Origin of the sequence: Mesorhizobium sp. M0938 (assembly GCF_040319125.1) — a bacterium.
GTDB lineage: Bacteria > Pseudomonadota > Alphaproteobacteria > Rhizobiales > Rhizobiaceae > Mesorhizobium > Mesorhizobium robiniae.
Window position 1 is genome coordinate 1 of the sequence record NZ_JAMYNS010000019.1, and the last position, 25,048, is coordinate 25,048.

Sequence of the window (25,048 nt, forward strand, 5' to 3'; positions counted from 1 at the left end):
TCGCCAGCGGCGCGCCGCCCTCGTTGGTGAGGCGTATATAGTCGGCACCCCTCCAAACTGTCAACAACCATTTCAATCTTTTTTGAATTTTTTGCGACAAAGGATTTTCGGTAGCCGACTTCCGCGGCGGCATGGGAATAACAAAGCCCACCACCACGCTGGAGCCCTATTGCCGCCGCATTACGGCTTAACACCAAGGCCAATAAAGCGGGCGTGCGCACCATCGGCGCGGCCCCCTTAATAAGAGACTATAAGAGAGCCACTGAGAGAAAAGTGTGATTGGGGATTTCGGCCGAGGCCAGGCGCTTCGTTGACTTCGCCCGCCGTGACAGGCAAATGTCATGGCCACAACAAAAGCGACAAGCCGTCCCGCCCGGGGAAGAAGCAGCCTTTCTGGATGCCAGATACGGAAAATGTCATAGCCGAACTCGGCAACGAGCCGCCGCTGATTGCGGACGGTCGCAGTGGCCCACCCGACCGGCGCGAGGTTTCGGCACGCTGGCTGTCGGGCACATTTCTTACCGGCGTGACGTCTAGCGTGCTGATGGGGGTTGCGCTGTTCGCGGCCCTTGATGGCCGGCAGCAACTGGCAACGCCGCCCGAGATCGCCGAACTGATCAGCCTTGCAAGAGGCGACGATTCCGGCGAGATCGCCAAGACCACCAGGCTGGTGGCGCCGCGCCAGATCGCCAAGGCCAAGGACCGACGGCGCATGGAAGTATCGATGGTGACCAAGGTCGGCGATCGCGACGTCATCCACACCATGCCTTTCGTGCAGATCAAGATGGCGCTTGCCGCCGGACACGCGACCAGCCGCGCCTATCCGCCTTTCGACCCGATGCAGGTGTTCGGCGACGATCGCGACGGCAATGCCGGCCAGCCGGCGACCGCCGCCGCCGGCCAGATCTATGGCGCCAAGGTTGAAAGCGAGATGAGCCTGAAGACGGTCGATTTTCCGATCGAGACGGCGGCCTTCGACGAAAAGAGCGACTTGTCCGCCGACGAAGTGGAAAAGGTGGTGCGTGAGGCCGGCACCGGTCTAAGCGACGGCGCGGTGCAGGTCGCATCGCTGCATTATGTCGACCCGCAGCGATTCGGCGACGCATTCGCCGAGAGCATGGCCGGCTCCTACGATGTCAGGATCATCCCGGAAAACGTCTCGGTGTCGCTACGCGCTGCCCCCGACGATCAGGCGCCGGCTTTCGCCGAGGAAATCATCCCCTTCACCAGGGATCGCGACATAGTCGAGGCCTTCGCCGATTCGGGCTATACGGGCGAGGACGCCACCGGCATGGCCGAGGCGATCGCCAAATTGCTGAATGCGACAGCGCTCAAGGCGGGAACCGTGCTGCGCGTTGGGCTCGAGATCCATGGCGACGCCGCCAAGGTCGTTCGCACCGGCATCTATGACAGGACGCAGCATATCGTCACCATAGCTATAGACGATCACGGCCAATATGTGCCGGCGCAGGAGCCGGAACCCAATCCCGAATTGGCGACCGCATTCGACGATTCGCCCGCGCCGGTGGTGCGCGGCAATCTGCCTAATGTCTACGATGGCATCTACCGCGCCGCCTACTCCTACGGCATGTCCAAGGCGATGACCAAGCGGCTGATCAAGCTCCTGGCCTCAGGTGTCGACTTCCAGTCGCGGCTCAATCCGTCGGACCGCATCGAGGTGCTGTTCTCGCAGCCGGACGGCGACGACCGGGCATCCGACGAATCCGAACTGCTCTATGTCTCGGCGACATTCGGCGGCACGACTCGCAATTTCTACCGGTTCCAGATGCAGGACGGCAGCACCGACTATTTCGACGGAGACGGCCGCAGCGCTCAGCAATTCCTGCTGCGCAATCCCCTGCCCGCAGGAAAGTTCCGCTCCGGCTTCGGTGCCCGCAGGCATCCGATCCTCGGCTATGTACGCATGCATACCGGCGTCGATTGGTCGGCCTCGATCGGCACGCCGATCATCGCCGCCGGCAACGGTGTCGTCGAGAAGGCCGGCTGGGCCGGCGGCTATGGCAAGCAGATCATCATCCGCCACGCCAATGGCTACGAGACCTCCTACAATCACCAGAGCGCTTTTGCCAAAGGCATCGCGCCGGGTGTGCGCGTCCGCCAAGGCCAGACCATCGGCTTTCTCGGCCAGACCGGTCTCGCCACCGGTCCGCATCTCCACTACGAGCTGATCGTCAACGGTACCAAGGTCGACCCGATGCGGGTTCGCCTGCCGGTCGGCAAGGTGCTGAAAGGCGACGATCTCGTCGCCTTCAAGCGCGAGCGCGGGCGTATCGATGACCTGCTCAAGCAGGAAGACAGTGATTCGCTGAAGGTCGCGAGCGCCAAGATCGAAGGCTGAGCCGACTTTGGAGCCTTCGGGCTCTTCAGCCTTGCGGATTCTCGGATCGGCGCGACCAGGGCAGTCGCTCGCCTGAAACGGTCGTCCACGCCACGATCGCCGAGAGCAGGCAAAGCAGCGCAGTCACCAGGGCGACGGCTGCGAAAGCTGCATCGCTGGCGGCGAGCCTTGCTGCATCGAGATCCGGTGCCAGGCCGGCCGGCGCCGGTTCGCCGAAACCCGGAATGCCGGATGCGGCACCGGTGTTCAGCGTTGCCGCATAGACCCAGGCCGCCAATGAACCCATCGCCGCCACTGCGATCAGGCCGCCAATGCGCGAGACGGCGTTGTTGATTCCCGAAGCAGCACCCGTATCCTTGTCATCGACCGCCGTCATGATCGCCGTCGACAGCGGCGACACGACCAGCGCCATGCCGAACCCCATCACCGCCATCAGCGGAAACACTCCCCACCAGAAACTGTGGATCCCGGCATAGGCCAGCCAGGCAAGCCCGGCAAAGGCGACAGCAACCACCAGACTGCCGCTGGCGATCGGAAACCGTGGACCGATCCGGTCGGACCAGTGGCCGATCGGCCCCGAGAACAGCGCGATCAGCGCCGACAGCGGCAGAAAGATGAAACCGACCTCAGCCGTGCTCAGCCCCCATCCGGCGATGAGCAGCATCGGCAGGTAGAACAGATTGGCCGACAGCGCGAAATAGAGGAAGAAGGTTGCCACATTGGCGCCGGCGAAGGCGCCGACCCGAAACAGCGAGAGATCGATCATCGGTTCGCGCTGCCGGCGCTCGAAGACAATGAACAACACGAGCAGCACCGCGCCGGCGGCGATGCTCGGGCCCGACATTTGCCCCTCGCCCTCTGCGCTCATCGAAGTCAAGCCGTAGGCAAGCGCCCCGAACGCCAAGGTGGCGAGTGCAGCGCCACCGAGATCGAGGCTGCGCTTTTCCGTCGGAGTGTCGGCCGGGACCTTGGCGAGCAGGAGATAGATCGAGAGAAGTCCAAGCGGCAGATTGATCGCGAAGATCGCCCGCCAGATACCGTCGCCGAAGGCCGACAAGACAACGCCGCCCAGCACCGGGCCAAGCGCCGTCGTCAGCGCCGAGGCCGCCGCCCAGATGCCGATCGCCGTGCCGCGCTCCTTCTTCGGATAGGCCTTGGCGATAATGGCGAGGCTGCCCGGCACCATGATGGCGGCACCGATGCCTTGAATGGCGCGAAACGCAATGAGCACTGGCGGGTTCGGCGCCACCGCGCAGGCAAGCGAGGCAACAATGAACAGCGCGATACCTGCCACGAAAGCATGCCGCAGGCCAAAACGGTCGCCGGCGGCGCCGCCGACAAGGATGAGCGCCGAAAGCGTCAGCGCATAGGAGTTTGAAATCCACTGCGCCTCGGCGAAACTGGCACCGAGGTCGACGCGGATCGCCGGCGTGGCGATGGCCAGGATCGAACCGTCGATGAAGCCGAGCGCGGAAGCCAGGATCGCCGCGATCAGCACGAACCTGCGCCGCGATTGCGGGCAAAACGTATCGGCCCGAAGAGAGCCGGTCAGGGAGATGGCAGCGGCTTCGCTTGGAGACTTCATGCAGCCTGCTTAGACCTCCGATCCGCCGGCAACAACCGGCCAGAGGGTTACTGTCGTTGAAACCAGAACAGGGATCGAGACCTTCATGGCACCGATCACGGCTCCTTGCCGACAGCGTTCAGTCGATGAATTCCACCGTGACGCCCGGCGAGACGATTTTTGCCAGCTCGCGCGCGTCCCAATTGGTCAGCCGCACGCAGCCATGGCTTTCGGTCTTGCCGATCTTGGAGGGATCGGGTGTGCCGTGAATGCCGTAGGTCGGCTTGTCCAGCGCGATCCAGACCGAGCCGACCGGGCCGTTCGGGCCTGGCGGGATGGTCAGGATCTTGTCGTTTTCGCCCTGCTTGAAATTAATGTTCGGGTTGTAGGTGTAGTTCGGATCCAACGCGACCCGCGACACCGCATGCGTGCCGGTGGGCGAAGGCGTGTCCGCCGAGCCGATGGTGGCTGGATAGGCCGCGATCAGCTTGCCCGATGCGTCATAGGCGCGGACCTGCTTCTTGCCCTTGTCGGCGATGATGCTTGCCACCGGCTTCACCACCAGCCTGCCGAAATTGGCGACCTTGATGATCGTGCCGGGACGGTTGAAATTGGCGTCCGGATTGAGCGCCTTCAGATAGTTCTCGTCCATGTGGAACCGCTCGGCCAGCGCTTCGGTGACGGAGGTGTAGCTCAGCCGGTCGAGTTGCGCCTTCTGGCTGTAGTCTTCCGGCACCGAGGCGACATAGGGGCCGGCCGCGTCTTCGGGGGTGATGGCATAGGAGGCGAAGGCATCGCCGCCGGACTGCTCGAGCGCCGCCTGGATGCCGACCACATCGGTCGACCGCAGGGAGCTGCCGGTGATCTCGTTGTAGGCGGCGAGCGCCTTGTCGACGTTCGAGCCGAAGCGCCCGTCGACGACGCCGGGCGAAGCGCCGGCGCGGTCGAGCAGCACTTGCAACGCCGCGACATCCTGACGTGCACCGAGTGAAAGCGACGGATCGACCGCCGTTTTGCCGCCGATCTTTGGCGGCAGTGCCGCCTGGTCGCCCGGCGCCGTCGGCTCGACCGGTTCGATCGAAGCCTCGTTGAGCGGCTGGCGTTCGATGGTGCGCGGCTGCGGCGCTTCCGGATAATTATCGCCGTAGCTATCATCCCGCGGGGCTTCGGGAAAAGCTTCGACCGAATTGTCGTCGTAGGGATCGTATTCGTCGGCCGGCGGCACGACGATCAAGCCTTCCTCTTCCAATTGCCTGCGGCGCAAGCCTGCCGTGTCTTGCCCGTCGAGATAATAGCGATCGTCCTCGACCGGCCCGAGATTGCGTGAGCCCTCGCGGCGCAGCGCACGGCGGTCGAACCTGGTCTGCGGCGGCTGGATCGCAAGGACCTTGCCGGTTTCCGCATCGACGATGACGCGGTTTCCCCTGGCGTCGTAGTAGACGTCGAAATCGCCGTTCTGGGCGACCAGCACACCGCCGTCATCGGCCGCACGGGTAGATCGCGGCGCAATGTCTTCCGTCGGCGCGGCCATTGCGCTCGAAGAAAGCAGCCCGGCGGCGAACGCCGAAAGGGTGAAGATCGTGCGGAACATGTTGCCCAAATTCTCCGGTCCGTAATTGCCGCCGCCCAGCATTGCCCTAAACGGCGAACCCCTTCGCCAGCAAATCAGTTGCCGACGATAAGGTTCCAACATGAACCGGGCATGAAGATGGCGGATTTCTGGCGACCTGGAGCAAGAACACTAGCTAGGGGCGAGCCGCAATTCCTTGCGCGCCTGTTTCGTCAGCTTGAGGACGACAAGGCGATGGCTTTCGCGCAGGTAGTCCTTCAGCGCGTCATCGTCCATGCTTTGATTTGTCTGGCGCTGGATCCATTTCATGCCGCGTGACGCAAGATAGGGCGCGGGCCGAAGGCCTGGCTGTTCCTTCAAGATGTCATAAGCGATGTCGGAGCATTTGAAGGTGACGAACGGCTCCTTCCCCTCGTTCCAACCGCCGATGGCAAACACCTTGGCACCGACCTTCCAGACATGGGCGCCGCCCCATTGGACGACGTGGGTCGTCGCAGGCAGCGAGGCGCAGAAGCCGTTGTAGTCATCCAGCGTCATCTGCGCCCCGCCATTTTATGCAAGCCTGCTCGGATCAGGCAGCCGCCTCCGTCGCCACGACCGTCGGCTTCGAGCGGAAGTTCAATCGGTCGGAACCTGCGGTGACCTTGACGGTCGACCCGTCGAGGACGTCGCCGAGCAGGATTTTTTCCGCCAGCGGGTCCTGCAGTTCCTTCTGCATCACCCGCTTCAGCGGCCGCGCTCCATAGGCCGGATCGTAGCCCTTGGCCGCCAGCCAGTCGACCGCCTCCTGGTCCAGCGAAAGCGTGATCTTGCGGTCGACAAGCAGGTTTTCCAGCCGCTTGAGCTGGATCTCGACGATGCGGCCCATATCCTGCCGGCGCAGCCGGTGGAACAGGATCACTTCGTCGACGCGGTTGAGGAACTCCGGCCGGAACGATGCCCGCACCACGCTCATCACCTCGTCGCGCACGACATCGACGTCCTGGTTCTCGCCGAGATTGACCAGATATTCGGCGCCGAGGTTCGACGTCATGATGATCAGCGTGTTGCGGAAATCGACCGTGCGGCCTTGTCCATCGGTCAGGCGGCCGTCGTCGAGCACCTGCAGCAGCACGTTGAAGACATCGGGATGCGCCTTCTCGATCTCGTCGAACAGTACGACCTGGTAGGGCCGGCGTCGCACCGCTTCGGTCAGCGCGCCGCCTTCCTCATAGCCGACATAGCCGGGAGGCGCGCCGATCAGCCGGGCGACCGAGTGCTTCTCCATGAATTCCGACATGTCGATGCGCACCATGGCGCTCTCGTCGTCGAACAGGAAGCTGGCGAGCGCCTTGGTCAGCTCGGTCTTGCCGACGCCCGTCGGCCCGAGGAACATGAACGAGCCGATCGGCCGGTTCGGGTCCTGCAGGCCGGCGCGGGCACGGCGAACGGCTTTTGATACGGCCTGCACCGCTTCGCCCTGGCCGACGACGCGCTTACCGATCTCGTCTTCCATGCGCAGCAGCTTGTCACGCTCGCCCTGCAGCATCTTGTCGACGGGAATGCCGGTCCAGCGCGACACGATATGGGCGACGTGATCGGGGGTGACCACTTCTTCGACCATGCCGACCTTGCCGTCTTGAGCCTCGGCCTGCGTCAGCTTCTTTTCGAGTTCCGGAATCTTACCATAGGCCAGCTCGCCGGCACGCTGGAATTCACCCTTGCGCTGGGCAATGGCGAGCTCGTTGCGCGCCTCGTCGAGCTGCTTCTTCAGATCCGCGGCGAGCCCGAGCTTCTGCTTCTCGGCCTGCCACTTCGAGGTGAGTTCGGTCGATTCTTCCTCCAGGGCGGAAAGATCCTTTTCGAGGCGGGCGAGCCGGTCCTTCGACGCGTCGTCCTTCTCGACTTTCAGCGCCTCACGCTCGATCTTGAGCTGCATGATACGGCGGTCGATCTCGTCCAGCGTTTCAGGCTTCGAATCGACCTGCATCCGCAGCCGCGACGCGGCCTCGTCGACAAGGTCGATCGCCTTGTCCGGCAGGAACCGGTCAGCGATGTAGCGGTTGGACAGCGACGCTGCCGCGACCAGCGCAGAATCCGAGATGCGCACCTTGTGGTGCTGCTCGTATTTTTCCTTCAGGCCGCGCAGGATGGAGACGGTGTCTTCGACGGTCGGCTCATTGACGAAGACCGGCTGGAAGCGGCGGGCAAGGGCCGCGTCCTTCTCGACATGCTTGCGGTACTCATCGAGCGTCGTCGCGCCGACGCAGTGCAGTTCGCCGCGTGCCAGCGCCGGCTTCAACAGGTTCGAAGCGTCCATGGCGCCGTCCGCTTTGCCGGCCCCGACCAGCGTGTGCATCTCGTCGATGAACAGGATAATGCCGCCAGCGGCAGCCGTAACTTCCGAAAGCACCGCCTTCAGCCGCTCCTCGAATTCGCCGCGATATTTGGCGCCGGCGATCAACGACCCCATGTCGAGCGCCATCAGTTGCTTGTCCTTGAGCGATTCGGGCACATCGCCGTTGACGATGCGCAACGCTAGCCCTTCGGCGATCGCGGTCTTGCCAACGCCCGGTTCACCGATCAGCACCGGATTGTTCTTGGTGCGGCGCGACAGCACCTGGATGGTGCGGCGGATCTCGTCATCGCGGCCGATGACCGGGTCGAGCTTGCCGGCGCGGGCGTCGGCGGTGAGATCGCGCGCGTACTTCTTCAGCGCATCATAGCCCTGCTCGGCGCTCGCCGAATCGGCGGTGCGGCCCTTGCGGACGTCGTTGATCACCTGGTTCAGCGCCTGTGGTGTCACGCCGGCTTTGGTCAGGATATCGGCGGTCTTGGCGGATTTCTCGACCGCCAGCGCCGTCAGCAGCCGCTCGACCGTGACGAAACTGTCGCCGGCCTTCTTGGCCAGTTCCTCGGCGGTAGAAAACACTTTGGCCAGCGGCTGCGCCAGATAAAGCTGGCCGTTGCCGCCCTCCACCTTGGGCATTGCCTCAAGTGCCGTCTCGACGCCAAGCTTGACGTCGCGAACGCTGCCGCCGGCGCGCTCGATCAACGACGCGGCCAAGCCCTCATCGTCGTCGACGAGCACCTTCAAGATATGTTCGGGGGTGAACTGCTGGTGGTTGCGCGAGAGCGCCATGGTCTGCGCGGACTGGATAAAGCCGCGCACGCGCTCGGAGTATTTTTCAAGGTTCATCTCTGTCTCCTTCCGTCACCGGCCCGCTTTGCGGCACCGGATCAGATTGCGGTGACGGACCCGCCCGTTCGAGCCGGGTCCTGTTCAGGCGAGATATGGGGCGCAAGCCACGGACCCTCAAGACGTCCCGATAATGGTGGACGCATAATATTCCACGGGCGCGCAAAACAAAAACGGCGGAGATTTCTCTCCGCCGCCCAAAAATGTCTGAAAGCCTTGCTCAATCAGTTGTTGACGTCGACGCTGGCGGGCTCCCCACCAGCGTCTTCCGCCGGCGCTGTATTCAAATTATCGGCGCCAGCATTGTCATTGCTGCTGTCCACCTGATCAGCGTTGACACGCGGGCGGCGCGGACGCCTGGGGCGCCGGGCAGCGCCATTTTCGGCAGCCGCTTCCTTCAGCTCGGCCTGGGCAGCGAGAGCCGCCGGCGAGAAGTTCTCGAACTGCGGCGCGGGCTCTGGCACAGAAACAGGCTCGACCGGGGACACAGCTTCTGCCTGTACGGGCGTTTCGCTCTGTACCGGCGTCTCGTTACGCCGGTTCTGATCGCCGCGCTGTCCGCCTTGCTCGCCGCGCGAACCATATTCGCCGCGCTGGCCGTTCTGGCCGTAGCCGCCATTGGGGCGACGGTCGCGATGGCGGCCGCCATTGTTGTCGCGCCCACCATTATCGCGCCCACTGTTCTCGCGATTATCGCGGTTTTCCTGGTTGAACGCCAATTCGGCCGGCGTGCCGTCGATAACCGGCTGCGGGCCGGCACCATGATTAACCACCGGAGCCGCGGTTTCACCAGCATTGCTGTTGCCGGTGTTGTCGAAATCGTCGCGGTCGTCGTCGCCGTCCTCGTCGAAATCGTCGCGGTTCTGCTGAGCGCTTTGGATCGGAAGCTGCGCCTGCGCGGCAGCGATGATGCGATTGTAGTGCTCGGCGTGCTGGAGATAGTTTTCCGCCATCACCCGGTCGCCGGAGCTTTGCGCATCACGGGCAAGGGTAGCGTATTTTTCGGCGATCTGCTGAGCCGATCCGCGGATCTTCACGTCCGGGCCGTTGCTCTCGTAGTTGCGCGTAAGGGGATTTGGGCCCTTGCGGTTGTTGTTATTGTTATTGCCGCCGCCGCCGTTGTTGTTGCGACCGCGCATGCGCCTGTTCTGCTGTTGTGGCCTCATTCGACTCTCTTCATTTTTGAAATTTTCGAAAATTCTTCACGAACGGAGGCGCTCATGCGGCCAGCCGTTTCGTCTCTTCACCGGCGTTCGCCCGCATCGATTGCGTTGGCGCCACGTGTCATCCTGTTCCGGTTACATCACTTGTCGGACGATTCCCGCACGAAGCTTGGGCGTCGTTTGCGCAAGAAGGCAGCTATTTCCAAGGAAACCGAATCGCTAAGAGCACTGCCTGCTTCGTCTCATCCGGTTAAGGCGACCCTAGCCGCATTCCCCGACATTGCCAAGCGTTTTTTCGCACTGCATCACGGCTTTGTCGGTTCAAAGATCAGAACCCTGTCGTTTCCGCCAAGATCGCGGAACACCCCTGCCGGCATGTAGCCGGCTTCGAAGAATATGTCCGTGACATCCTTGCATTGCGTGTGGCCGATCTCGACCGCAATCCTGCCTTCGGCTTCCAAAAAACCTGCCGCCTCGGCGGCGATGATCCTGTAGGAACTCAGACCGTCCGCGCCGCCATCCAAGGCTCTGCGTGGATCAAAACCGCGGACCTCGTCCTGCAGATTTTCGATGTCTATGGACGATATATAGGGAGGGTTAGCGGCAATTACATGGTATCGGCCAAAAACTTTTTCGAACCAGTCGGATTTGAGCACCTGGAACCGGCTGGCCAACCCCAATTCCTCGGCATTGCGCATGGCGGTGCCCAGCGCATCTTGCGAAATGTCGACCCCAGTGGCGCGCGCCGCCGGAACGGCGCTGAGCAGCGCCAGTGCGATCGCGCCGGTGCCGGTGCCGAGATCGAGGATGCGGCATTCGCCTTCCCGTTCTGCTGTGGTCTTCACGAAGGGCAGTACCGCTTCGACCAGCGTTTCGGTATCTGGTCGCGGCTCCAGCGTTTCCGGTGAAAGCGACAGGCGCAAGCCGTAGAATTCGCGATGGCCGAGGATGCGATGCACCGGTTCGCCGGCGATCCGCCGCCTTAACGCTGCATCGATAGCGGCAATCGCGCCGGCATCGACCCTGCGTTCGGGATCGGCGATGGCTTGCGTGCGGGTGGTGCCGGAAAAATGTTCGACGATCAGCCTGGCATCCAGCGCCGGATCGGCGACTGCGGCCGCGGCAAGGCGTGCCCGTGCCGCTTTCAGCAGCGGTCCCAGCATACCAGGCAGACTGTCAGCCATCGACGCCGATATCGGCGAGCAGCTTCGACTGGTGATCGGCCATCAGCGCGTCGATGATCTCATCAAGTTCGCCCATCATCACCCGGTCGAGCTTGTAAAGCGTCAGATTGATGCGATGGTCGGTGACGCGACCCTGTGGGAAATTGTAGGTGCGGATGCGTTCCGAGCGATCGCCCGAACCAACCTGCGACTTGCGGGATTCGGAGCGTTCCTCGTCGGCCTTGCTGCGCTCTAGGTCGTAGAGCCTGGCGCGCAGGATCTGCATGGCTTTCGCTCGATTCTGGTGCTGCGACTTCTCCGCCTGCACCACCATGATGCCCGTCGGCAGATGGGTGATGCGCACCGCCGAATCGGTGGTATTGACGTGCTGGCCGCCCGAACCCGAGGCGCGCATCGTGTCGATGCGGATGTCTTCGGCCCTGATGTCGATGTCGACCTCTTCCGCTTCGGGCAGCACGGCAACCGTCGCCGCCGAGGTGTGGATGCGCCCGCCGGCCTCGGTCGCCGGCACACGCTGCACGCGATGCACGCCGGACTCGAATTTCAGATGGGCAAAGACCCCCTTGCCCGAAATGGTGGCGATGATTTCCTTGTAGCCGCCGACCTCGCCCTCGCTTGCCGACACCATCTCGAAACGCCAACCGCGCGCCGCAGCGTAGCGTTCGTACATGCGAAACAGGTCGCCGGCAAAGAGAGCTGCCTCGTCGCCGCCGGTGCCGGCACGGATTTCGAGGATGGCATTCTTGTCGTCGGCGGCATCCTTGGGCAGAAGCAGGATCTGGATGTCTTTCTGCAATGCTTCGATGCGTTCCCTGACCTCGGGCAGATCGGCCTCGGCCAATGCCCGCATTTCGGCATCGGTGCTCTTGTCGGCGAGCATCGCCTCCAGATCGGCCTGTTCGTGCTCGGCGGTGCGCAGCGCCCTGATCTTTGCCACCATTTCCTGGATGTCGGCATATTCCGACGCCATCCTGACATAGGCGTCCGCCTCCGGCCCGGCCGACATCTGCGCCTCGAGCATGTCGAAACGCTTGACGACTTGATCCATACGGTCGCGGGGCAGGTTGATCATGGTGGGGTACTACTACAACGGTATAGAGCGGTCGTCGGCAAAGGCCTGCAGCAGCGCGCGCATCGGCAACTTCTGGGACGGCGCCATGAGATTGTCGGCGAAAAATGCTTGCAGCTCGGCCAGCGGCAGCTCCGTCAGCATCGCCTTGACCGGACCGATCGAGGCAGGCGACATCGAGATCGAACGGTAACCAAGGCCGACCAGCGCCATCGCCGAGATCGGCTTGCCGGCGAGCTCGCCGCACAAGGTCACCGGCGTGTTGTTGCGCACGCCCGCGTCGGCAATCTGCTTCAAAGCGCGCAGGAACGGCGTCGACAGCGTATCGAAGCGGTCGGAGAGCTGCGTATTGCCGCGATCGACCGCCATGACGAACTGGAACAGATCGTTCGAGCCTACCGAGACGAAATCGACCGCCTTCATCAGCTCGTCGAGCTGGAACAGCAGTGAAGGCACTTCCAGCATGGCCCCGAGCTTCAGGCTGGTCGGCAAATGATGGGCAAAACGCGACAGATGCCGCACCTCGCGATCGAGGATTTCGCGTGCCTGTGCGATCTCGCCGAGTTCCGTCACCATCGGCAGCATCAGCTTCAGTTCACGCCCGCCGCAGGCCTTCAGAAGCGCGCGGATCTGGGTGCGCAACAGGCCCGGCCGGTCTAGCGTCAGGCGGATGGCACGCCAGCCGAGCGCCGGATTCTCTTCCTGGACCACGTCCTTAAAGTAAGGCAAAACCTTGTCGCCGCCGATATCGATGGTGCGGAAGGTCACCGGCTTGCCGCGCGCCGCGTCGAGCACGTCTCGGTAGAGCCGTTCCTGAGCTTCCGCACGCGGAAAGGTCGAGGCGACCATGAATTGCAGCTCGGTGCGGAACAGGCCGATGCCCGCAGCGCCCGCCTCGGTAAGCTGCGGCAGATCGACGGCCAGGCCGGCATTCATCAACAGATCGACATGGACGCCGTCCTTGGTCACCGACGGCTTCTTGCGCAGTTCGCGATAGACTTCCTGCCGCCGGGCCCGGAAGCGGACCTTTTCGGCATAGGCGGCTTCGAGGTCGGGCTGGGGGCGCAGATGGATCGCACCTTCTTCGCCGTCGACAATGATGGCGTCGCCGTTTTCCGCCATGGAAACGGCACCCTTCATCTGGCCGGCGACCGGTATGCCCATGGCTCTCGCCACGATGACGACGTGGCTGGTCGCAGCCCCATCCTCCAGCACCACGCCACGCAGCTTGTCTCTGGGATAATCGAGCAGTTCGGCGGCGCCCATCGAGCGGGCGACGATGATGGCGTCCTTCGGCAGCGACGTCGCGACATCGTCCGGCCCACGCCCCATCAACTGGCGCAGCAGCCGGTTGGCGAGATCGTCAAAATCGCTCATCCGCTCGCGCAGATACGGATCGGTCATGTGCAGCATGCGGGCCCGCATGTCGCTCTGCACTTTTTCCACCGCCGCTTCCGCCGTCAGGCCGTTGCGGATCGCCTCTTCCAGCCGGCGCACCCAGCCGCTGTCGTTGGCGAACATGCGATAGGCTTCGAGCACCTGGCGATGTTCGCCCTCGAAGGCGACTTCGCGGCGTTCCAGCATGTCGTCGATCGAGAGCCTGAGCGAACCGAGGGATGCATCGAGCCGCCTGATCTCCTCGTCGCTATCCTCGTTGAACAGATTGGTGACGACGATGCGCGGCTCGTGCAGCACGACATGGCCAAGGCCGACACCCTCGTTGAAGGATAGGCCGGTAAAGCTCACCGGGCGGCGCAGGTCGAGTTCGAGCCCGGGCCGGGTCAGCCGCGCAAGATCGCCGGTGGCGATCATCTCGGCGATCACCATCGCCGTCGTTTCCAGCGCCTCGACCTCGTCGTCGCGATAATGGCGCATGGTCTTGTTCTGGACGACCAGCACGCCGAGCGTGCGCCCTGCCCTGAGCACCGGCACGCCGAGGAAGGAGTTGTAGATCTCTTCCCCCGTCTCTGGCAGGTAGGCGAAGGCGGGATGTTCCTGCGCGTTCGAGAGATTGAGCGGTCGTGCTGAGGCCGCGATCGTGCCGACGAGGCCTTCCCCCAGCCTGAGCTGCGCCAAATGGACGGCGTTCGGGTTCAGGCCTTCGGTGGCATAGAGTTCGAGCACCGAATCGGCACGCAGCACATAGAGCGAGCACACTTCGGCGACCATGTTGGAGGCGATGTCGCGCACGATGCGGTCGAGCCGCTCCTGCGGCTCCAGCGGCTCCTGCATGAGCTCGCGGAGCCGTTTCAACAAAACGCGCGGGCCACTGGCCGTATCACGCATCGCGGCTTGTTCTCCAATGGACATTTTGCCCGCCGCAGTTTCTCCCGCGGCCGACGCTCACGCAACAACTCAATTAGAGCGCCGTGCATCCGATTGGACGCATAAAGGACGCTCTAAGACTTTCGGTCCGCTGCATCGTGCTTTCCGAGAATCGACTGTCGATTTCGGGCCGATGCAATCTGCTACTGCTTATCCAGACCGTAGATGGAATGCAAAGTGCGAACTGCAAGTTCGGTGTAGGGACCGTCGATCAGGATCGAAATCTTGATTTCGGAGGTCGTGATCGCGCGGATATTGATCGATTTGTCGGCCAGCGCCTTGAAGGCGGTGGCGGCGACGCCCGCATGGCTCCTCATGCCGATGCCGATCACCGAGACCTTCGACATGCCGGCTTCCGACTGTACGACGTCATAACCGATCGTGGCCTTGATCCGCTCGAGCACGCCAAGCGCCTTGTCGACATCGCCGGACGGCACGGTGAAGGTCATGTCGGTGAATTTGCCGTCCTCCGAAATGTTCTGAACGATCATGTCGACATTGATATTGGCTTCGGCCAGCGGCCCGAAAATGCCGGCGGCGACGCCCGGCCGGTCGCCGACACGGCGCAACGAAATCTGCGCTTCGTCCTTGGCGTAAGCAATTCCGGTGACGACCTGCTGTTCCACGATCTCTTCCTCGTCGCAAATAAGCGTTCCGGGCGGATTGAGCAAATCCCCCATTCCGGGCGCATCGGGATCGTCGAAGGACGACCGCACGAAAGTACGCACCCTGTGCACCATGGCAAGCTCGACCGAACGCACCTGCAGGACCTTGGCGCCGAGCGACGCCATTTCAAGCATTTCCTCGAAGGAAATCTTGGCCAGCCGCCGTGCCTTCGGCTCGATGCGGGGGTCGGTGGTGTAGACCCCGTCGACATCGGTATAGATGTCGCATCGGTCGGCCTTGACCGCCGCGGCGATGGCGACGGCACTGGTGTCGGAACCGCCACGGCCGAGCGTCGCGATGCGGTTGTCCGGTCCGATGCCCTGGAAGCCGGCGACCACCGCCACCTGGCCCTCGCCGAAGCGCTTGATCAGGAATGCGCCGTCAATGTCGAGAATACGCGCCGCGCCATGGGCATTGTCGGTCTTGATCGGGATCTGCCAACCTTGCCAGGAACGGGCATGGACGCCCATGTTCTGCAGCGCGATCGCCAGCAGGCCGGCAGTCACCTGCTCGCCGGAGGCGACGACGGCATCATATTCGCGCGCATCGTGCATGGGCGAGGCTTCGCGCGTCCATTGCACGAGCTCGTTGGTCTTGCCGGCCATCGCCGAGACGACCACCGCAACCTCATGGCCGGCATCGACCTCGCGTTTGACGTGGCGCGCCACATTGCGGATGCGGGCGATGTCGGCGACGGAGGTTCCGCCGAATTTCATCACGATGCGCGCCATTGAAGCGAAATGCCTTTGACTGGATGCCCGGGCCGACGGCCGAAAAGCGGAAAGGGAGCGTCCGGACGGGCCGGTCGCTGAATTCGCGGCCTCCTTAGCCAAATGCTTGGGGTTTCGCAAGGCGTGCCGCCAGTCGTCGGTTGGTCGACGGAAGGCGAAGCAAGCTGCCACATGCCGGCAGATCGCAGCCGGCGCCTCCTGGCATCGTGAGCACTGCCCTGTCGACAGGCGAAATTGCTGCCTTGACATTCGCAGCCTCGCGACCGACTTCCTAGCGCACCAGAGCGCGATCAGCAAAAGTCGTATCCGGTTTTGCACCCGATCGCGCTCTGAACTTTTGAGTCTGCGGGAGACACACCATGCCAGAACCCAGACGGTCGACGATCGATGCCGGAGAAGTGGAGCGCTTTTCCGCCCTTGCCGCCGAATGGTGGAACCCGAACGGCAAATTCCGCCCGCTGCATAAGTTCAATCCGATCCGGCTTGCCTATATACGCGACCAGGTGGCGGCGCGCTTCGGCCGCGACCCGCGTGCGGCGCGGCCGTTCGAGGGCCTGCGCTTCCTCGACATCGGCTGCGGCGGCGGGCTGTTGTGCGAGCCGATGGCGCGGCTTGGCGCCGAGGTGGTCGGCGCCGACGCATCCGCCACCAATATCGAAGTGGCCAAGCTGCATTCGGCGGAGGTCGGCGTGACGGTCGATTACCGTGCCACGACGGCTGAGGATCTGGCCGACGCCGGCGAGAAATTCGACGTTATCCTCAACATGGAAGTGGTCGAGCATGTCGCCGACATCGACCTGTTCGTTGCCAAATGCGGCGAGATGGTCAAGCCCGGCGGGATCATGTTCGTCGCCACCATCAACCGCACGCTGAAGGCGCTGGGTCTGGCCATCATCGGCGCCGAATATGTGCTGCGCTGGTTGCCGCGTGGCACCCACCAGTTCGGCAAGCTGGTGCGGCCGGACGAGTTGGAAAAGGCGCTCGCCGGCGCTGGCCTGACCATCATCGACCGCACCGGCGTCGCCTACAATCCGCTCGCCGACCGCTGGCAGCGATCTAAGGACATGGACGTCAATTATATGGTGCTGGCGGAGAAGGCACCCGCCTGAACTTTGTCATGAAATGCCTGAACCTTCTCACGTCGCCACGTTCTCACCTGTCTGGCTCTGCGCCTTTGTGGTGATCTGGCTTTGCGCTTTCGTGGTGATGAACACGCCGGCGGTGATGATGATAGCACCCGCCCAGGTCAGCAATTGATAGTGCTCGCCGAGAAAGATCGTGCCGGCAAACAACCCGACCGCAGCCGCGACATAGCCAATCTGGCTGAGATAGACCGGGCCGCCGACCGCCTGCAGTCGGAAGAAGAAGGCGAACATCGCCGCGGCTGACGCGACCTGCCCGACGACCACCAGCGGCACATTGCTGAGTGGAGCAAGCGAACCGCCGCCCTGCAGCGTGAGGATGCCGCAGAGGAGCAGCGCAGCCGCTGCCAGATGGCTGCCGACGGCCAACTCGATCGGTCCGGTCCCTTCGGGCCAGTCGACCGTGCGGTAGATGTTGCCGACGGCGAGGCTGACCGGGATGAGCAGCCCTATCGCCACCCAGAAAAATTCGGCCGGCTGGCCGGCCTCGCCGCGCGTCATCGCCACCATCACCGCACCGACAAAGCCGACTGCAATACCGACGACACCAAGCAGATTGGGGCGGCGAACGCCGAGCAGGATCGAAAACACCAGCGTGACCACCGGCGACAGCGTGAACATGATGCCGGTGTAGCCGGCGCCGAGATGCGGAATGGCCGAGAACATCAACAGATTGGGGAAGGCGTAGGACACCGCCGCGGTGACGAAGAAGTAGCGCAGCCTGTGCGGGGTAAGCCGGATGCGCTGCCCGCGCAGCAGCAAGGCGCACAAAAGCACGCCGCCGGCGCCGAGCGAGATGACCAGGGCCCAGACCATGGCGGGGAAACGCCGGCTGCCGTCGCGATCTTGCCGAACGGCAGCGTCAGGCCGAGCAGCCCGCCGGTGACGACCAAAAGGCCGAGCGCTGAATCCCAGAGAAATTTCATTTCGTAGCCCCGACGCTATTTGCGGCCCTTGGCCGGCATTACATCTTGAGATAAGATAATGCAAAGATACTTAACGTCAAGATATTTAATGGTGAGATAGATGGATCGTGCAGCCAACGCCATCGAGCAGTGGAAAAAGGAACGGCCGGATTTGGACGTTTCACCGATGGCCGTGCTTGGACGGTTGAACGAAGCCTCGTCGCTGATAGCACGAGAACGCCTCGCTCCGCTGTTTGCCCGTTTCGGTTTGCAGACCGGGGAATTCGATGTGCTGGCGACGCTGCGCCGTTCCGGATCACCTTATGCGCTGACGCCAACCGCCCTCTATGAAGCGACGATGGTGACGTCGGGCGCCATGACCAACCGGCTCGACCGGCTGGAGAAGTTAGGATTGATCATGCGCGGGCCGCATCCCAACGACCGGCGCGGGATTGTCGTGCAGCTCACCGCGAAAGGTCTCGCCTTGATCGATGAGGCGGTCGCCGCCCACGTCGCCAACGAACACGAGATACTTTCCGGTCTGACGCGTCAGGAGCAGGAGACGCTTGCTCGCCTGCTCGAGAAGTTGATAGCGAGTGTGGGCTAGCCTGTCAGTTCCGCTCGTCGGGAAAACTCGGAATCGGCATGAATTCGACGCCGTCTTCGGCCAGGCTCTTTGCCTCCTCGAGCGTCGCCTCGCCATAGATGCCGCGTGGATCGCTCTCGCCGAAATGGATCTTGCGCGCTTCCTCGGCAAATTTGTCGCCGACATAGTCGGCGTTCTCGCGCACCTTCTCGGCCAGCGCCTTCAGTTGCGCCAGCGCCTGCTTCTGGGCCTCGCCCATGGCGAGAGCGATCTTTTCCTGTTTGCGCCCGGTGGAGACGGCCGGCGCCATCAACGCCTTCTCGACTTTGTGCGAGCCGCAAGTCGGGCAATCGACGAAGCCACGTTTCTTCTGGGTGTCGAAATCGTCATTGCTGCGAAACCAACCCTCGAATTCGTGCTCGTGGTCGCAGATCAGGGCAAAGCGGATCAAGATGCTGCACCCCTGAGCGGCAGCGCCTCGGACAATCCGCCGTTGACGGCAAAATCCCGCGCATTTTTCAGGTTGGGGATCTTCTTGCGCGCGGCGACCGACTGCGTCGGGTCGATCTCGGCGACGATCACCGCCGGTTCGTCATGCGCAGCTTCTGCGAGGATGCGGCCCCAGGGATCGACGATCAGCGAATGACCATAGGTCTCGCGGCCGTCCTCGTGCAGTCCGCCTTGCGCCGCAGCTACGACATAGGCGCCGTTCTCGATGGCGCGCGCCCTGAGCAGCACGTGCCAGTGCGCTTCGCCGGTCTGGCGGGTGAAGGCGGCGGGCACCGAAAGCATGTCCGCGCCCGCCAACGCCTCGGCGCGGAAGAGCTGCGGAAAGCGCAGATCGTAGCAGACGGCGAAACCCAACCTCGCGCCATCGATCCCGGCGCCGCTGATCTCGGTGACGACGGCCTCGGTGCCTGGCTCGTAGGCGGCCGATTCGCGCCAGCTCTCGCCATTGTCGAGATCGACGTCGAACATGTGGATCTTGTCGTAGGTGGCTAGTGTCGCGCCATTCGGCCCGAACAGAAGCGCACGATTGGCGAGCTTGCCGTCGGCGCGCAGGATGGCGGTCGAGCCGATATGCAGGAAGATGCCAAGTTCTTTCGCCAGCTTGCGCGAGGTCGCGACGATGATGTCCTTGTCCTCGGACGTGAACGAGGCGGCCCGCGCCTGTTTGTCGCGGACCAGCGCACCGGTCATTTCCGGTGACTGGATATAGGTCGCGCCCTGGCTTGCCGCCTCGCGCACCAGCCGCTCCAGATCGGCCGCATTGCGCTCGGGGCTGATGCCAGAACGCATCTGGATCGCCGCCGCCTTGAAAGCACCCATCGTCATATCCTCAATTCGTCGAACCATCGGTGAGCAGACGGTCCAGCCGGCCCTCCGCCTCCAATTCGTGGAGATCGTCGCAGCCGCCGACATGTGTGTCGCCGATGAAAATCTGCGGAAAGGAAGAGCGGCCGTTCGCGCGGGAAATCATTTCCCGGCGCAGTTCCGGCGAGAAGGAGGCGTCGTGCTCGGTGTAGGCGACGCCCTTGCGCTCGAGCAGCCGCTTGGCTGCCGTGCAATAGCCGCACATCACCCGTGTATAGATCGTCACGTCGACCATCGGTCAGCAATCCTGCCTTTCCTTCAATCTATATAGTCGCGGACTCGTCGGCCCGAAAGTCCCCCGGCAGCACACGCGCAAAGGTCAGCACGTCGACCGCCCCGGCGCCGCCCTTCTTCAGCGCCTTGGCGACCGCGCGAACAGTGGCGCCGGTGGTATAGACATCGTCGATCAAGAGCACCCGGCGGCCGGCGATCTCGATCTCGGCCTCCTCGGGCACGCGAAAGGCGGCGCGCACATTCTCCTCGCGTTCCCGCCGCTCCAGCCCGACCTGCTGGCGGGTGAGTTTGACGCGCCTGACCGCGGAAGGCGCAAAAGGCAGGCCGCCAAGCTGCGATACCGCCCTTGCCAGTTCCGCCGACTGATTGAACTGGCGCCTGAAAAAGCGCCGCCAGTGCAGCGGCACCGGCACGACCACATCGGCTTCCGCGGTCAGTTCGGCGCCGGCGCGCAGCATCCAGCGCGCCATCCACGGCGCCAGATCGGTGCGATCCTGGTATTTCAACCCTTGCACCATCTGGCGGGCGACACCGGAGTAGGCGACCGCGGCCCGCGCGCGCTCGAAGGGCGGCGGGTCTGCGATCGCCTCGGCCGACAGGAAACCCTCGCCCATATGATGGATGAATGGCGTGCCCATGACCGGGCACCATGGCCGTTCCAGGAGCCTGAGCTTCGGCCAGCAGGCACCGCACAGCACGCCGGGCTGCGAGACATGCCGGCGGCAGCCGGCGCAAACCGGCGGAAACAGCACGCGCGCCGGCCAGTCCAATGCCTTTCGAGCGATACTCTTGATATCTGGCATTGGATCGGCCACGTGGTTCGTTGTCCGCCACCCTATATCAGAGAGCGGAAACCAGGAACCGTCAGTTGCAGCCCATAGTCGATACGTCTCTCTGGCTGGCGCACAAGCGCCGGGCGCTCTCCAATCCGGCTGCCGGCGCGGATTTCCTGATGCGTCGGGCGGCCGAAGAGCTTGCCGAGCGGCTGGGCGCCGTCGAGCGCAAATTCGACCGAGCGGCCGTGCTGTTTTGCCAGACGCCGGCGGCGGTCGACGTGCTCGCGAAAAGCGGCAAGGTGGCGGAGATCGCGCGCGTCGAGGCGGACGCTGCGTTCCTGGACGACGCTGAGGGATTGGTGGCGCCGCTGGAGACAGTGCCGTTCGAGCCGGAAAGCCTCGATCTCGCCGTGTCTCTTTTGTCGCTTCAGGCAATGAACGACATTCCCGGCATGCTGGTGCAGATCCGCCGCGCGCTGAAACCGGACGGTCTTTTCCTCGGCGCTTTTGCCGGCGCCGGCACGCTTTCCGAACTGCGCGAAAGCCTGCTCGCCGCCGAGACCGAGCTTTATGGCGGCGCCAGCCCGCGCGTCATCCCGTTCACCGACGTGCGCGACGCCGGCGCGCTTTTGCAACGCGCCGGCCTGGCCTTGCCCGTCGCCGATGTCGAGACGGTGACGGTGCGCTATGATTCGCTGTTCGGGCTGATGGCGGACCTGCGGGCGATGGGCGAGACCAGCGCCCTCATCGACCGCACCAGGCGACCGGGGACACGAAGGCTGTTTGCCCGCGCCGCAGAAATCTACGCCGAGCGGTTTTCGGATGCCGATGGCCGCGTCAGGGCGAGCTTTCCGATCGTCTGGATGTCAGGCTGGGCGCCCGACGCCTCGCAGCAAAAGCCGCTGAAGCCAGGCTCGGCGAAAATATCGCTGAAGACAATCCTGGAAAATCCCGAAGGGCGTTGACCGGATTCTACGGATTAGGGGCCCGATCGTGATCACTACGGGAGAGCGTTCGCAAGCCTGTCGCTGAACAGCAATTTGAGGGCATCGAACGCCTGGCCGCCCCCGGCAAGGATGGCGACCGACAGCACGGCCGCGATGAGGCCGTATTCTATGACCGTCGCGCCGGCCTCGTCTTCCAGAAATCGTTGCAACGATGTTTTCATGCCGTCGATCCCGCCTGCCGGAATCCTAGCGCCGACCTGTTAAGAAAGGTTAATGGCGCAAGCTTAACAGGCGATGAAACGAGCGTTTTAAACGATATCAGCAGTCGCCGCTGCGCTTGCCATTGTCGCGTATCACGCAGACCGAACTGGGCAGCGGCTGCAGCACGCTCCTGCGCAGCGTGTAAGTGCCACGACGGCCGATCGAGTTCCTGCTTTCAATCGACCCCGTGCTCATCCTGTCGAGGCCGCCGACAAAATCGGCGCGGTCGGACTGCAGTCGCATCCGGCTGTCGAGGAAGGGCGTAGCGATCAAAGCCAGCGCCACCGCGGCAGAGCCGAACAGCAGCGTGATCCGCAATATGCCCATGCCGGCATTGACAGCCCTGTAATTGCGCTCGGGTCGGATCGAATCCCAGTCCCTGTCGACGCTCATGCAACCGCTCTCCGGCGAAGGCCGAACACGACCTTCCCTTGATTTCCGCGCTCCAGTTCTTTCACGGCGAGATAAATCTTCCATTAACGCTGTCCAAATCCGGCAGTGACGGCGCTATCACAGAAGGTCGATGAGGAACTGGATCAGCGGCGCGTCGGCCGGTGGCATCGGAAAATCGCGCATCTGGCGCGGCCGCACCCATTTCAGCACCTGCCCCTCCTTCGGCTGCGCGATGCCGCGAAAGCGGCGGCAGACGAACAGCGGCATCAGCAGGTGAAAATCATCATAGGAGTGGCTGGCGAAAGTGAATGGCGCCAGGCAAGGGATATCGGTCTCGATGCCGATCTCCTCGTACAACTCCCGGATGAGGCATTCTTCCGGTGTCTCGCCGGGCTCGACCTTGCCGCCCGGAAACTCCCACAAGCCGGCGAGTTGCTTGCCTTCGGGCCGCTGCGCCAAAAGCACGCGGCCGTCGGCATCGACCAGCGCGCAGGCTGCGACCAACAGCAGGCGCTTGCTGGCAGGATTAGCGCCGGTCATGCGCCGGGCGGCCGGCGATAGTGGTAGCGATAGACCTCGTCGAACCCGAGCGAACGATACAGCGCCAACGCCGGCGCATTGTCGGCCTCGACCTGCAGCCAGGCTTCCCGGGCACCGCGCAGCCGCGCCCATTTCAGCGCCGATAGGATGAGGTGGCGCCCATGGCCCTTGTTGCGCACCGATTTGTCGGTGGCGATCTCGAACAGCCCGGCAAGATCGCCGTCATGAACGCAGATCAGCGTCGCCAGCGGTTCGGTGCCCTCTTCGAGCGCGAACAGCCCGGCTTCCGGCTGGATGGCGCCGATGATTTCCGACAGGCCCGGCCGCAGCGACACATCCGAGCCGCTCACCTTGAGCGACGCCCCAATGAAGCGGCTGATGTCCTTCAGCGGAATCTGGTCCATGGCGGCATCGAGCTGGGCGTCGGCCAGCGGCAGCCGCATCACCAGCGATTCGTCGAATCTGCTCCAGCCTTCGCTGTCGAGATGTTTGGAAAGGACCGGCCCCGACAGCGGCGATATGCGGAAGGTCAGCGGCCGGCCATAGGCGTCGAAACGGCGGCTGGCGCGGCCGATGCGCTCGGCAATGTGCTGGATATCGCCCGGATCGAGCGGGTTGACCGAATTCAACCGCTTGGCCGGATGACCCGCCGTTAGCCGCACCACCCAGGTGCCGTCATAATGGACGGCCGCCGCCGGCCAGGCGCGAAAGCCGGCCGCCTCGTAGCGGCGCACGATGGCAAGCACGCTTGCCGGATGTCTGGAAACCAACGCCATCAGCTCCGATAATCGCCGTTGATGGCGACATACTCCTTGGTGAGGTCGCAAGTCCACACCGTCGCCTTGCCGCGGCCGATGCCGATATCGGCACGGATGCGGATCTCGTCGCGCTTCATGTAGGCCGATGTCGCCTCTTCGGAATAGGCGGCATCGCGCTCGCCCTCATGCGCAAGCCTGTTGTCGCCGAACCAGATCGACAGAAGATCGCGGTCGGCCGGTTCGCCGGCCTTGCCGACGGCCATGACGACGCGGCCCCAATTGGCGTCCTCGCCGGCGACCGCCGTCTTGACCAGCGGCGAGTTGGCGATCGACAGCGCGATGCGCTTGGCCGAGCGGGCTGATTTCGCGCCGGTAACGGTGACTTCGACCTGCTTGCGGGCGCCCTCGCCATCGCGCACCACTTGCAGCGCCAGCGATTTCAGCACCTTGCCAAGCGCGCGGCGGAAGGGGCCAAGGCGCGCATCCCCGGCATCCGTGATCTCAGGCGCGCCGCGCCTGGCGGCCGTGCCGGTGGCGAAGATCAGCAGCGTGTCGCTGGTCGAGGTGTCGCTGTCCACAGTGACGGCGTTGAAAGTCTTGGCCGTGCCGCGCGATAAAAGATCCTGCAGCACCGGCGCTGCGATCGGCGCGTCGGTGGCGATGAAGGAGAGCATCGTCGCCATGTCGGGCGCGATCATGCCGGCGCCCTTGGCAATGCCGTTGATGGTGACGTCGGCGTCGCCGAGCTTCACCGTTGCGGTCGCCAGTTTTGGATAGGTGTCCGTGGTCATGATCGCCTTGGCGGCTTCGGTCCACAGATCCGGCCTGCCGTCCTTGACCAGTCCGGCAAGCAAATGGCTGAATTTGCCGGCATCCAGCGGCTCGCCGATGACGCCGGTCGAGGCCAGAAACACCTCATCCGGCGCGCAACCCGCAGCCTTGGCTGCAGCCTCGCCGGTCATTGCCGTGGAGCTACGGCCCTTCTTGCCGGTAAAGGCGTTGGCGTTGCCGGAATTGACGACCAGGACGCGCGCCTTGCCCTGCCCAAGATTCTGCCGGCAGAAATCGACCGGCGCCGAAGGGCATTTCGACTTGGTGAACACGCCGGCGACCGTGGTGCCGGCATCGAAGACCATGGCGAGCAGATCGGTGCGGTTCTTGTACTTTATCCCGGCCTCGGCGGTAGCGATGCGGACGCCCTCGATAGCAGGCATTTTGGGGTATTTCTTCGGCGCGAGCGGCGAAATCGTGGCGGACATGAAGACCTCGGGCGGGGAAAACGCAAGGGAACGCCGGTTTGCCCGATAGCGGGCGCCGACGCAA

General features: G+C 63.6%; 22 protein-coding genes and 2 pseudogenes. 4 read left to right on the forward strand and 20 right to left on the reverse strand.

The window, feature by feature from the left end:
• Positions 1-224, reverse strand: a pseudogene (locus tag NKH73_RS26525) (hypothetical protein); the annotation flags it as partial.
• Positions 225-397: 173 nt separating this feature from the next.
• Here NKH73_RS26525 and NKH73_RS26530 point away from each other — a divergent pair.
• Complete coding sequence (locus NKH73_RS26530; RefSeq protein ID WP_352937354.1) at positions 398-2,359, forward strand: M23 family metallopeptidase; 1,962 nt, start codon at positions 398-400, stop codon at positions 2,357-2,359.
• Positions 2,360-2,384: 25 nt separating this feature from the next.
• On the opposite strand, the gene NKH73_RS26535 is transcribed toward NKH73_RS26530, so the two are convergent.
• The 9 genes from NKH73_RS26535 to NKH73_RS26575 all read right to left on the reverse strand — a co-directional run bounded on the left by NKH73_RS26535 (position 2,385) and on the right by NKH73_RS26575 (position 15,809).
• Complete coding sequence (locus NKH73_RS26535; RefSeq protein ID WP_352937355.1) at positions 2,385-3,944, reverse strand: MFS transporter; 1,560 nt, start codon at positions 3,942-3,944, stop codon at positions 2,385-2,387.
• 118 nt (positions 3,945-4,062) lie between these two features.
• On the reverse strand, positions 4,063-5,514 hold the full coding sequence (locus tag NKH73_RS26540; protein ID WP_352937357.1) for a L,D-transpeptidase family protein: 1,452 nt from the start codon (positions 5,512-5,514) through the stop codon (positions 4,063-4,065).
• Between the two features lie 150 nt (positions 5,515-5,664).
• On the reverse strand, positions 5,665-6,030 hold the full coding sequence (locus NKH73_RS26545; protein ID WP_352937358.1) for an MmcQ/YjbR family DNA-binding protein: 366 nt from the start codon (positions 6,028-6,030) through the stop codon (positions 5,665-5,667).
• 34 nt (positions 6,031-6,064) lie between these two features.
• Positions 6,065-8,671, reverse strand: a complete 2,607-nt coding sequence (gene clpB / locus NKH73_RS26550) for an ATP-dependent chaperone ClpB (RefSeq protein WP_352937359.1) — start codon at positions 8,669-8,671, stop codon at positions 6,065-6,067.
• Between the two features lie 224 nt (positions 8,672-8,895).
• Positions 8,896-9,837 (reverse strand): DUF4167 domain-containing protein, encoded by a 942-nt coding sequence (locus NKH73_RS26555; protein ID WP_352937361.1) that lies wholly within the window; start codon positions 9,835-9,837, stop codon positions 8,896-8,898.
• Positions 9,838-10,139: 302 nt separating this feature from the next.
• Positions 10,140-11,018 carry a peptide chain release factor N(5)-glutamine methyltransferase gene (prmC, locus tag NKH73_RS26560; RefSeq protein WP_352937363.1) on the reverse strand — a complete coding sequence of 293 codons (879 nt, stop codon included), beginning with the start codon at positions 11,016-11,018 and terminating at the stop codon, positions 10,140-10,142.
• The gene (gene prfA, locus NKH73_RS26565) at positions 11,011-12,090 is read right to left on the reverse strand and encodes a peptide chain release factor 1 (RefSeq protein ID WP_352937364.1); all 1,080 of its coding nucleotides are present in this window, start codon (positions 12,088-12,090) and stop codon (positions 11,011-11,013) included. Before prfA ends, prmC begins: the two co-directional genes overlap by 8 nt.
• 12 nt (positions 12,091-12,102) lie before the next feature.
• A complete protein-coding gene (ptsP, locus tag NKH73_RS26570; protein WP_352937365.1) occupies positions 12,103-14,373 on the reverse strand; it encodes a phosphoenolpyruvate--protein phosphotransferase in 2,271 nt (756 codons plus the stop codon).
• A 182-nt stretch (positions 14,374-14,555) separates the two neighbouring features.
• The gene (locus NKH73_RS26575) at positions 14,556-15,809 is read right to left on the reverse strand and encodes an aspartate kinase (protein WP_352937366.1); all 1,254 of its coding nucleotides are present in this window, start codon (positions 15,807-15,809) and stop codon (positions 14,556-14,558) included.
• 359 nt (positions 15,810-16,168) lie between these two features.
• Here NKH73_RS26575 and ubiG point away from each other — a divergent pair, with 359 nt between their 5' ends.
• On the forward strand, positions 16,169-16,918 hold the full coding sequence (gene ubiG, locus NKH73_RS26580; RefSeq protein ID WP_352937368.1) for a bifunctional 2-polyprenyl-6-hydroxyphenol methylase/3-demethylubiquinol 3-O-methyltransferase UbiG: 750 nt from the start codon (positions 16,169-16,171) through the stop codon (positions 16,916-16,918).
• A 27-nt stretch (positions 16,919-16,945) separates the two neighbouring features.
• On the opposite strand, the pseudogene NKH73_RS26585 reads toward ubiG, so the two are convergent.
• Positions 16,946-17,877: pseudogene (locus NKH73_RS26585) on the reverse strand (DMT family transporter).
• A gap of 100 nt (positions 17,878-17,977) precedes the next feature.
• Between NKH73_RS26585 and NKH73_RS26590 the strand changes: the two are divergent.
• A complete protein-coding gene (locus NKH73_RS26590) occupies positions 17,978-18,463 on the forward strand; it encodes a MarR family winged helix-turn-helix transcriptional regulator (RefSeq protein WP_352937369.1) in 486 nt (161 codons plus the stop codon).
• Positions 18,464-18,467: 4 nt separating this feature from the next.
• Here the strand turns inward: NKH73_RS26590 and NKH73_RS26595 are convergent, their stop codons facing one another.
• Genes NKH73_RS26595 through NKH73_RS26610 form a run of 4 tightly spaced genes read right to left on the reverse strand, consistent with a single transcriptional unit; the run spans position 18,468 to position 20,865 of the window.
• Positions 18,468-18,893 carry a DUF1178 family protein gene (locus NKH73_RS26595; protein WP_352937371.1) on the reverse strand — a complete coding sequence of 142 codons (426 nt, stop codon included), beginning with the start codon at positions 18,891-18,893 and terminating at the stop codon, positions 18,468-18,470.
• A complete protein-coding gene (locus NKH73_RS26600; protein WP_352937372.1) occupies positions 18,890-19,771 on the reverse strand; it encodes a carbon-nitrogen hydrolase family protein in 882 nt (293 codons plus the stop codon). Before NKH73_RS26600 ends, NKH73_RS26595 begins: the two co-directional genes overlap by 4 nt.
• Before the next feature lie 10 nt (positions 19,772-19,781).
• Positions 19,782-20,051 carry a glutaredoxin 3 gene (grxC, locus tag NKH73_RS26605; RefSeq protein WP_352937373.1) on the reverse strand — a complete coding sequence of 90 codons (270 nt, stop codon included), beginning with the start codon at positions 20,049-20,051 and terminating at the stop codon, positions 19,782-19,784.
• A 28-nt stretch (positions 20,052-20,079) separates the two neighbouring features.
• Positions 20,080-20,865, reverse strand: a complete 786-nt coding sequence (locus NKH73_RS26610) for a ComF family protein (protein ID WP_352937375.1) — start codon at positions 20,863-20,865, stop codon at positions 20,080-20,082.
• A gap of 53 nt (positions 20,866-20,918) precedes the next feature.
• Between NKH73_RS26610 and NKH73_RS26615 the strand changes: the two genes are divergently transcribed.
• Positions 20,919-21,791, forward strand: a complete 873-nt coding sequence (locus tag NKH73_RS26615) for a methyltransferase domain-containing protein (RefSeq protein WP_352937376.1) — start codon at positions 20,919-20,921, stop codon at positions 21,789-21,791.
• Between the two features lie 35 nt (positions 21,792-21,826).
• Here the strand turns inward: NKH73_RS26615 and NKH73_RS26620 are convergent, their stop codons facing one another.
• From NKH73_RS26620 to argJ, 5 genes are all read right to left on the reverse strand, one after another.
• A complete protein-coding gene (locus NKH73_RS26620; RefSeq protein ID WP_352937377.1) occupies positions 21,827-21,994 on the reverse strand; it encodes a Flp family type IVb pilin in 168 nt (55 codons plus the stop codon).
• Positions 21,995-22,091: 97 nt separating this feature from the next.
• On the reverse strand, positions 22,092-22,427 hold the full coding sequence (locus NKH73_RS26625) for a hypothetical protein (RefSeq protein WP_352937378.1): 336 nt from the start codon (positions 22,425-22,427) through the stop codon (positions 22,092-22,094).
• A gap of 117 nt (positions 22,428-22,544) precedes the next feature.
• Positions 22,545-22,967 (reverse strand): (deoxy)nucleoside triphosphate pyrophosphohydrolase, encoded by a 423-nt coding sequence (locus tag NKH73_RS26630; RefSeq protein WP_352937379.1) that lies wholly within the window; start codon positions 22,965-22,967, stop codon positions 22,545-22,547.
• Positions 22,964-23,743, reverse strand: a complete 780-nt coding sequence (locus tag NKH73_RS26635) for a GNAT family N-acetyltransferase (RefSeq protein ID WP_352937380.1) — start codon at positions 23,741-23,743, stop codon at positions 22,964-22,966. Before NKH73_RS26635 ends, NKH73_RS26630 begins: the two co-directional genes overlap by 4 nt.
• Positions 23,743-24,984 carry a bifunctional glutamate N-acetyltransferase/amino-acid acetyltransferase ArgJ gene (argJ, locus tag NKH73_RS26640; RefSeq protein WP_352937381.1) on the reverse strand — a complete coding sequence of 414 codons (1,242 nt, stop codon included), beginning with the start codon at positions 24,982-24,984 and terminating at the stop codon, positions 23,743-23,745. Before argJ ends, NKH73_RS26635 begins: the two co-directional genes overlap by 1 nt.
• Positions 24,985-25,048: the final 64 nt, after the last annotated feature.

Excerpts from the sequence above, each read along its gene's own strand:
- NKH73_RS26530 (WP_352937354.1), top strand. The coding sequence starts at position 398 with ATGCCAGATACGGAAAATGTCATAGCCGAACTCGGCAACGAGCCGCCG.
- NKH73_RS26535 (WP_352937355.1), bottom strand. The coding sequence starts at position 3,944 with ATGAAGTCTCCAAGCGAAGCCGCTGCCATCTCCCTGACCGGCTCTCTT.
- NKH73_RS26540 (WP_352937357.1), bottom strand. The coding sequence starts at position 5,514 with ATGTTCCGCACGATCTTCACCCTTTCGGCGTTCGCCGCCGGGCTGCTT.
- NKH73_RS26545 (WP_352937358.1), bottom strand. The coding sequence starts at position 6,030 with ATGACGCTGGATGACTACAACGGCTTCTGCGCCTCGCTGCCTGCGACG.
- clpB (WP_352937359.1), bottom strand. The coding sequence starts at position 8,671 with ATGAACCTTGAAAAATACTCCGAGCGCGTGCGCGGCTTTATCCAGTCC.
- NKH73_RS26555 (WP_352937361.1), bottom strand. The coding sequence starts at position 9,837 with ATGAGGCCACAACAGCAGAACAGGCGCATGCGCGGTCGCAACAACAAC.
- prmC (WP_352937363.1), bottom strand. The coding sequence starts at position 11,018 with ATGGCTGACAGTCTGCCTGGTATGCTGGGACCGCTGCTGAAAGCGGCA.
- prfA (WP_352937364.1), bottom strand. The coding sequence starts at position 12,090 with ATGATCAACCTGCCCCGCGACCGTATGGATCAAGTCGTCAAGCGTTTC.
- ptsP (WP_352937365.1), bottom strand. The coding sequence starts at position 14,373 with ATGCGTGATACGGCCAGTGGCCCGCGCGTTTTGTTGAAACGGCTCCGC.
- NKH73_RS26575 (WP_352937366.1), bottom strand. The coding sequence starts at position 15,809 with ATGGCGCGCATCGTGATGAAATTCGGCGGAACCTCCGTCGCCGACATC.
- ubiG (WP_352937368.1), top strand. The coding sequence starts at position 16,169 with ATGCCAGAACCCAGACGGTCGACGATCGATGCCGGAGAAGTGGAGCGC.
- NKH73_RS26590 (WP_352937369.1), top strand. The coding sequence starts at position 17,978 with ATGGATCGTGCAGCCAACGCCATCGAGCAGTGGAAAAAGGAACGGCCG.
- NKH73_RS26600 (WP_352937372.1), bottom strand. The coding sequence starts at position 19,771 with ATGGGTGCTTTCAAGGCGGCGGCGATCCAGATGCGTTCTGGCATCAGC.
- grxC (WP_352937373.1), bottom strand. The coding sequence starts at position 20,051 with ATGGTCGACGTGACGATCTATACACGGGTGATGTGCGGCTATTGCACG.
- NKH73_RS26620 (WP_352937377.1), bottom strand. The coding sequence starts at position 21,994 with ATGAAAACATCGTTGCAACGATTTCTGGAAGACGAGGCCGGCGCGACG.
- NKH73_RS26625 (WP_352937378.1), bottom strand. The coding sequence starts at position 22,427 with ATGAGCGTCGACAGGGACTGGGATTCGATCCGACCCGAGCGCAATTAC.
- NKH73_RS26630 (WP_352937379.1), bottom strand. The coding sequence starts at position 22,967 with ATGACCGGCGCTAATCCTGCCAGCAAGCGCCTGCTGTTGGTCGCAGCC.
- NKH73_RS26635 (WP_352937380.1), bottom strand. The coding sequence starts at position 23,743 with ATGGCGTTGGTTTCCAGACATCCGGCAAGCGTGCTTGCCATCGTGCGC.
- argJ (WP_352937381.1), bottom strand. The coding sequence starts at position 24,984 with ATGTCCGCCACGATTTCGCCGCTCGCGCCGAAGAAATACCCCAAAATG.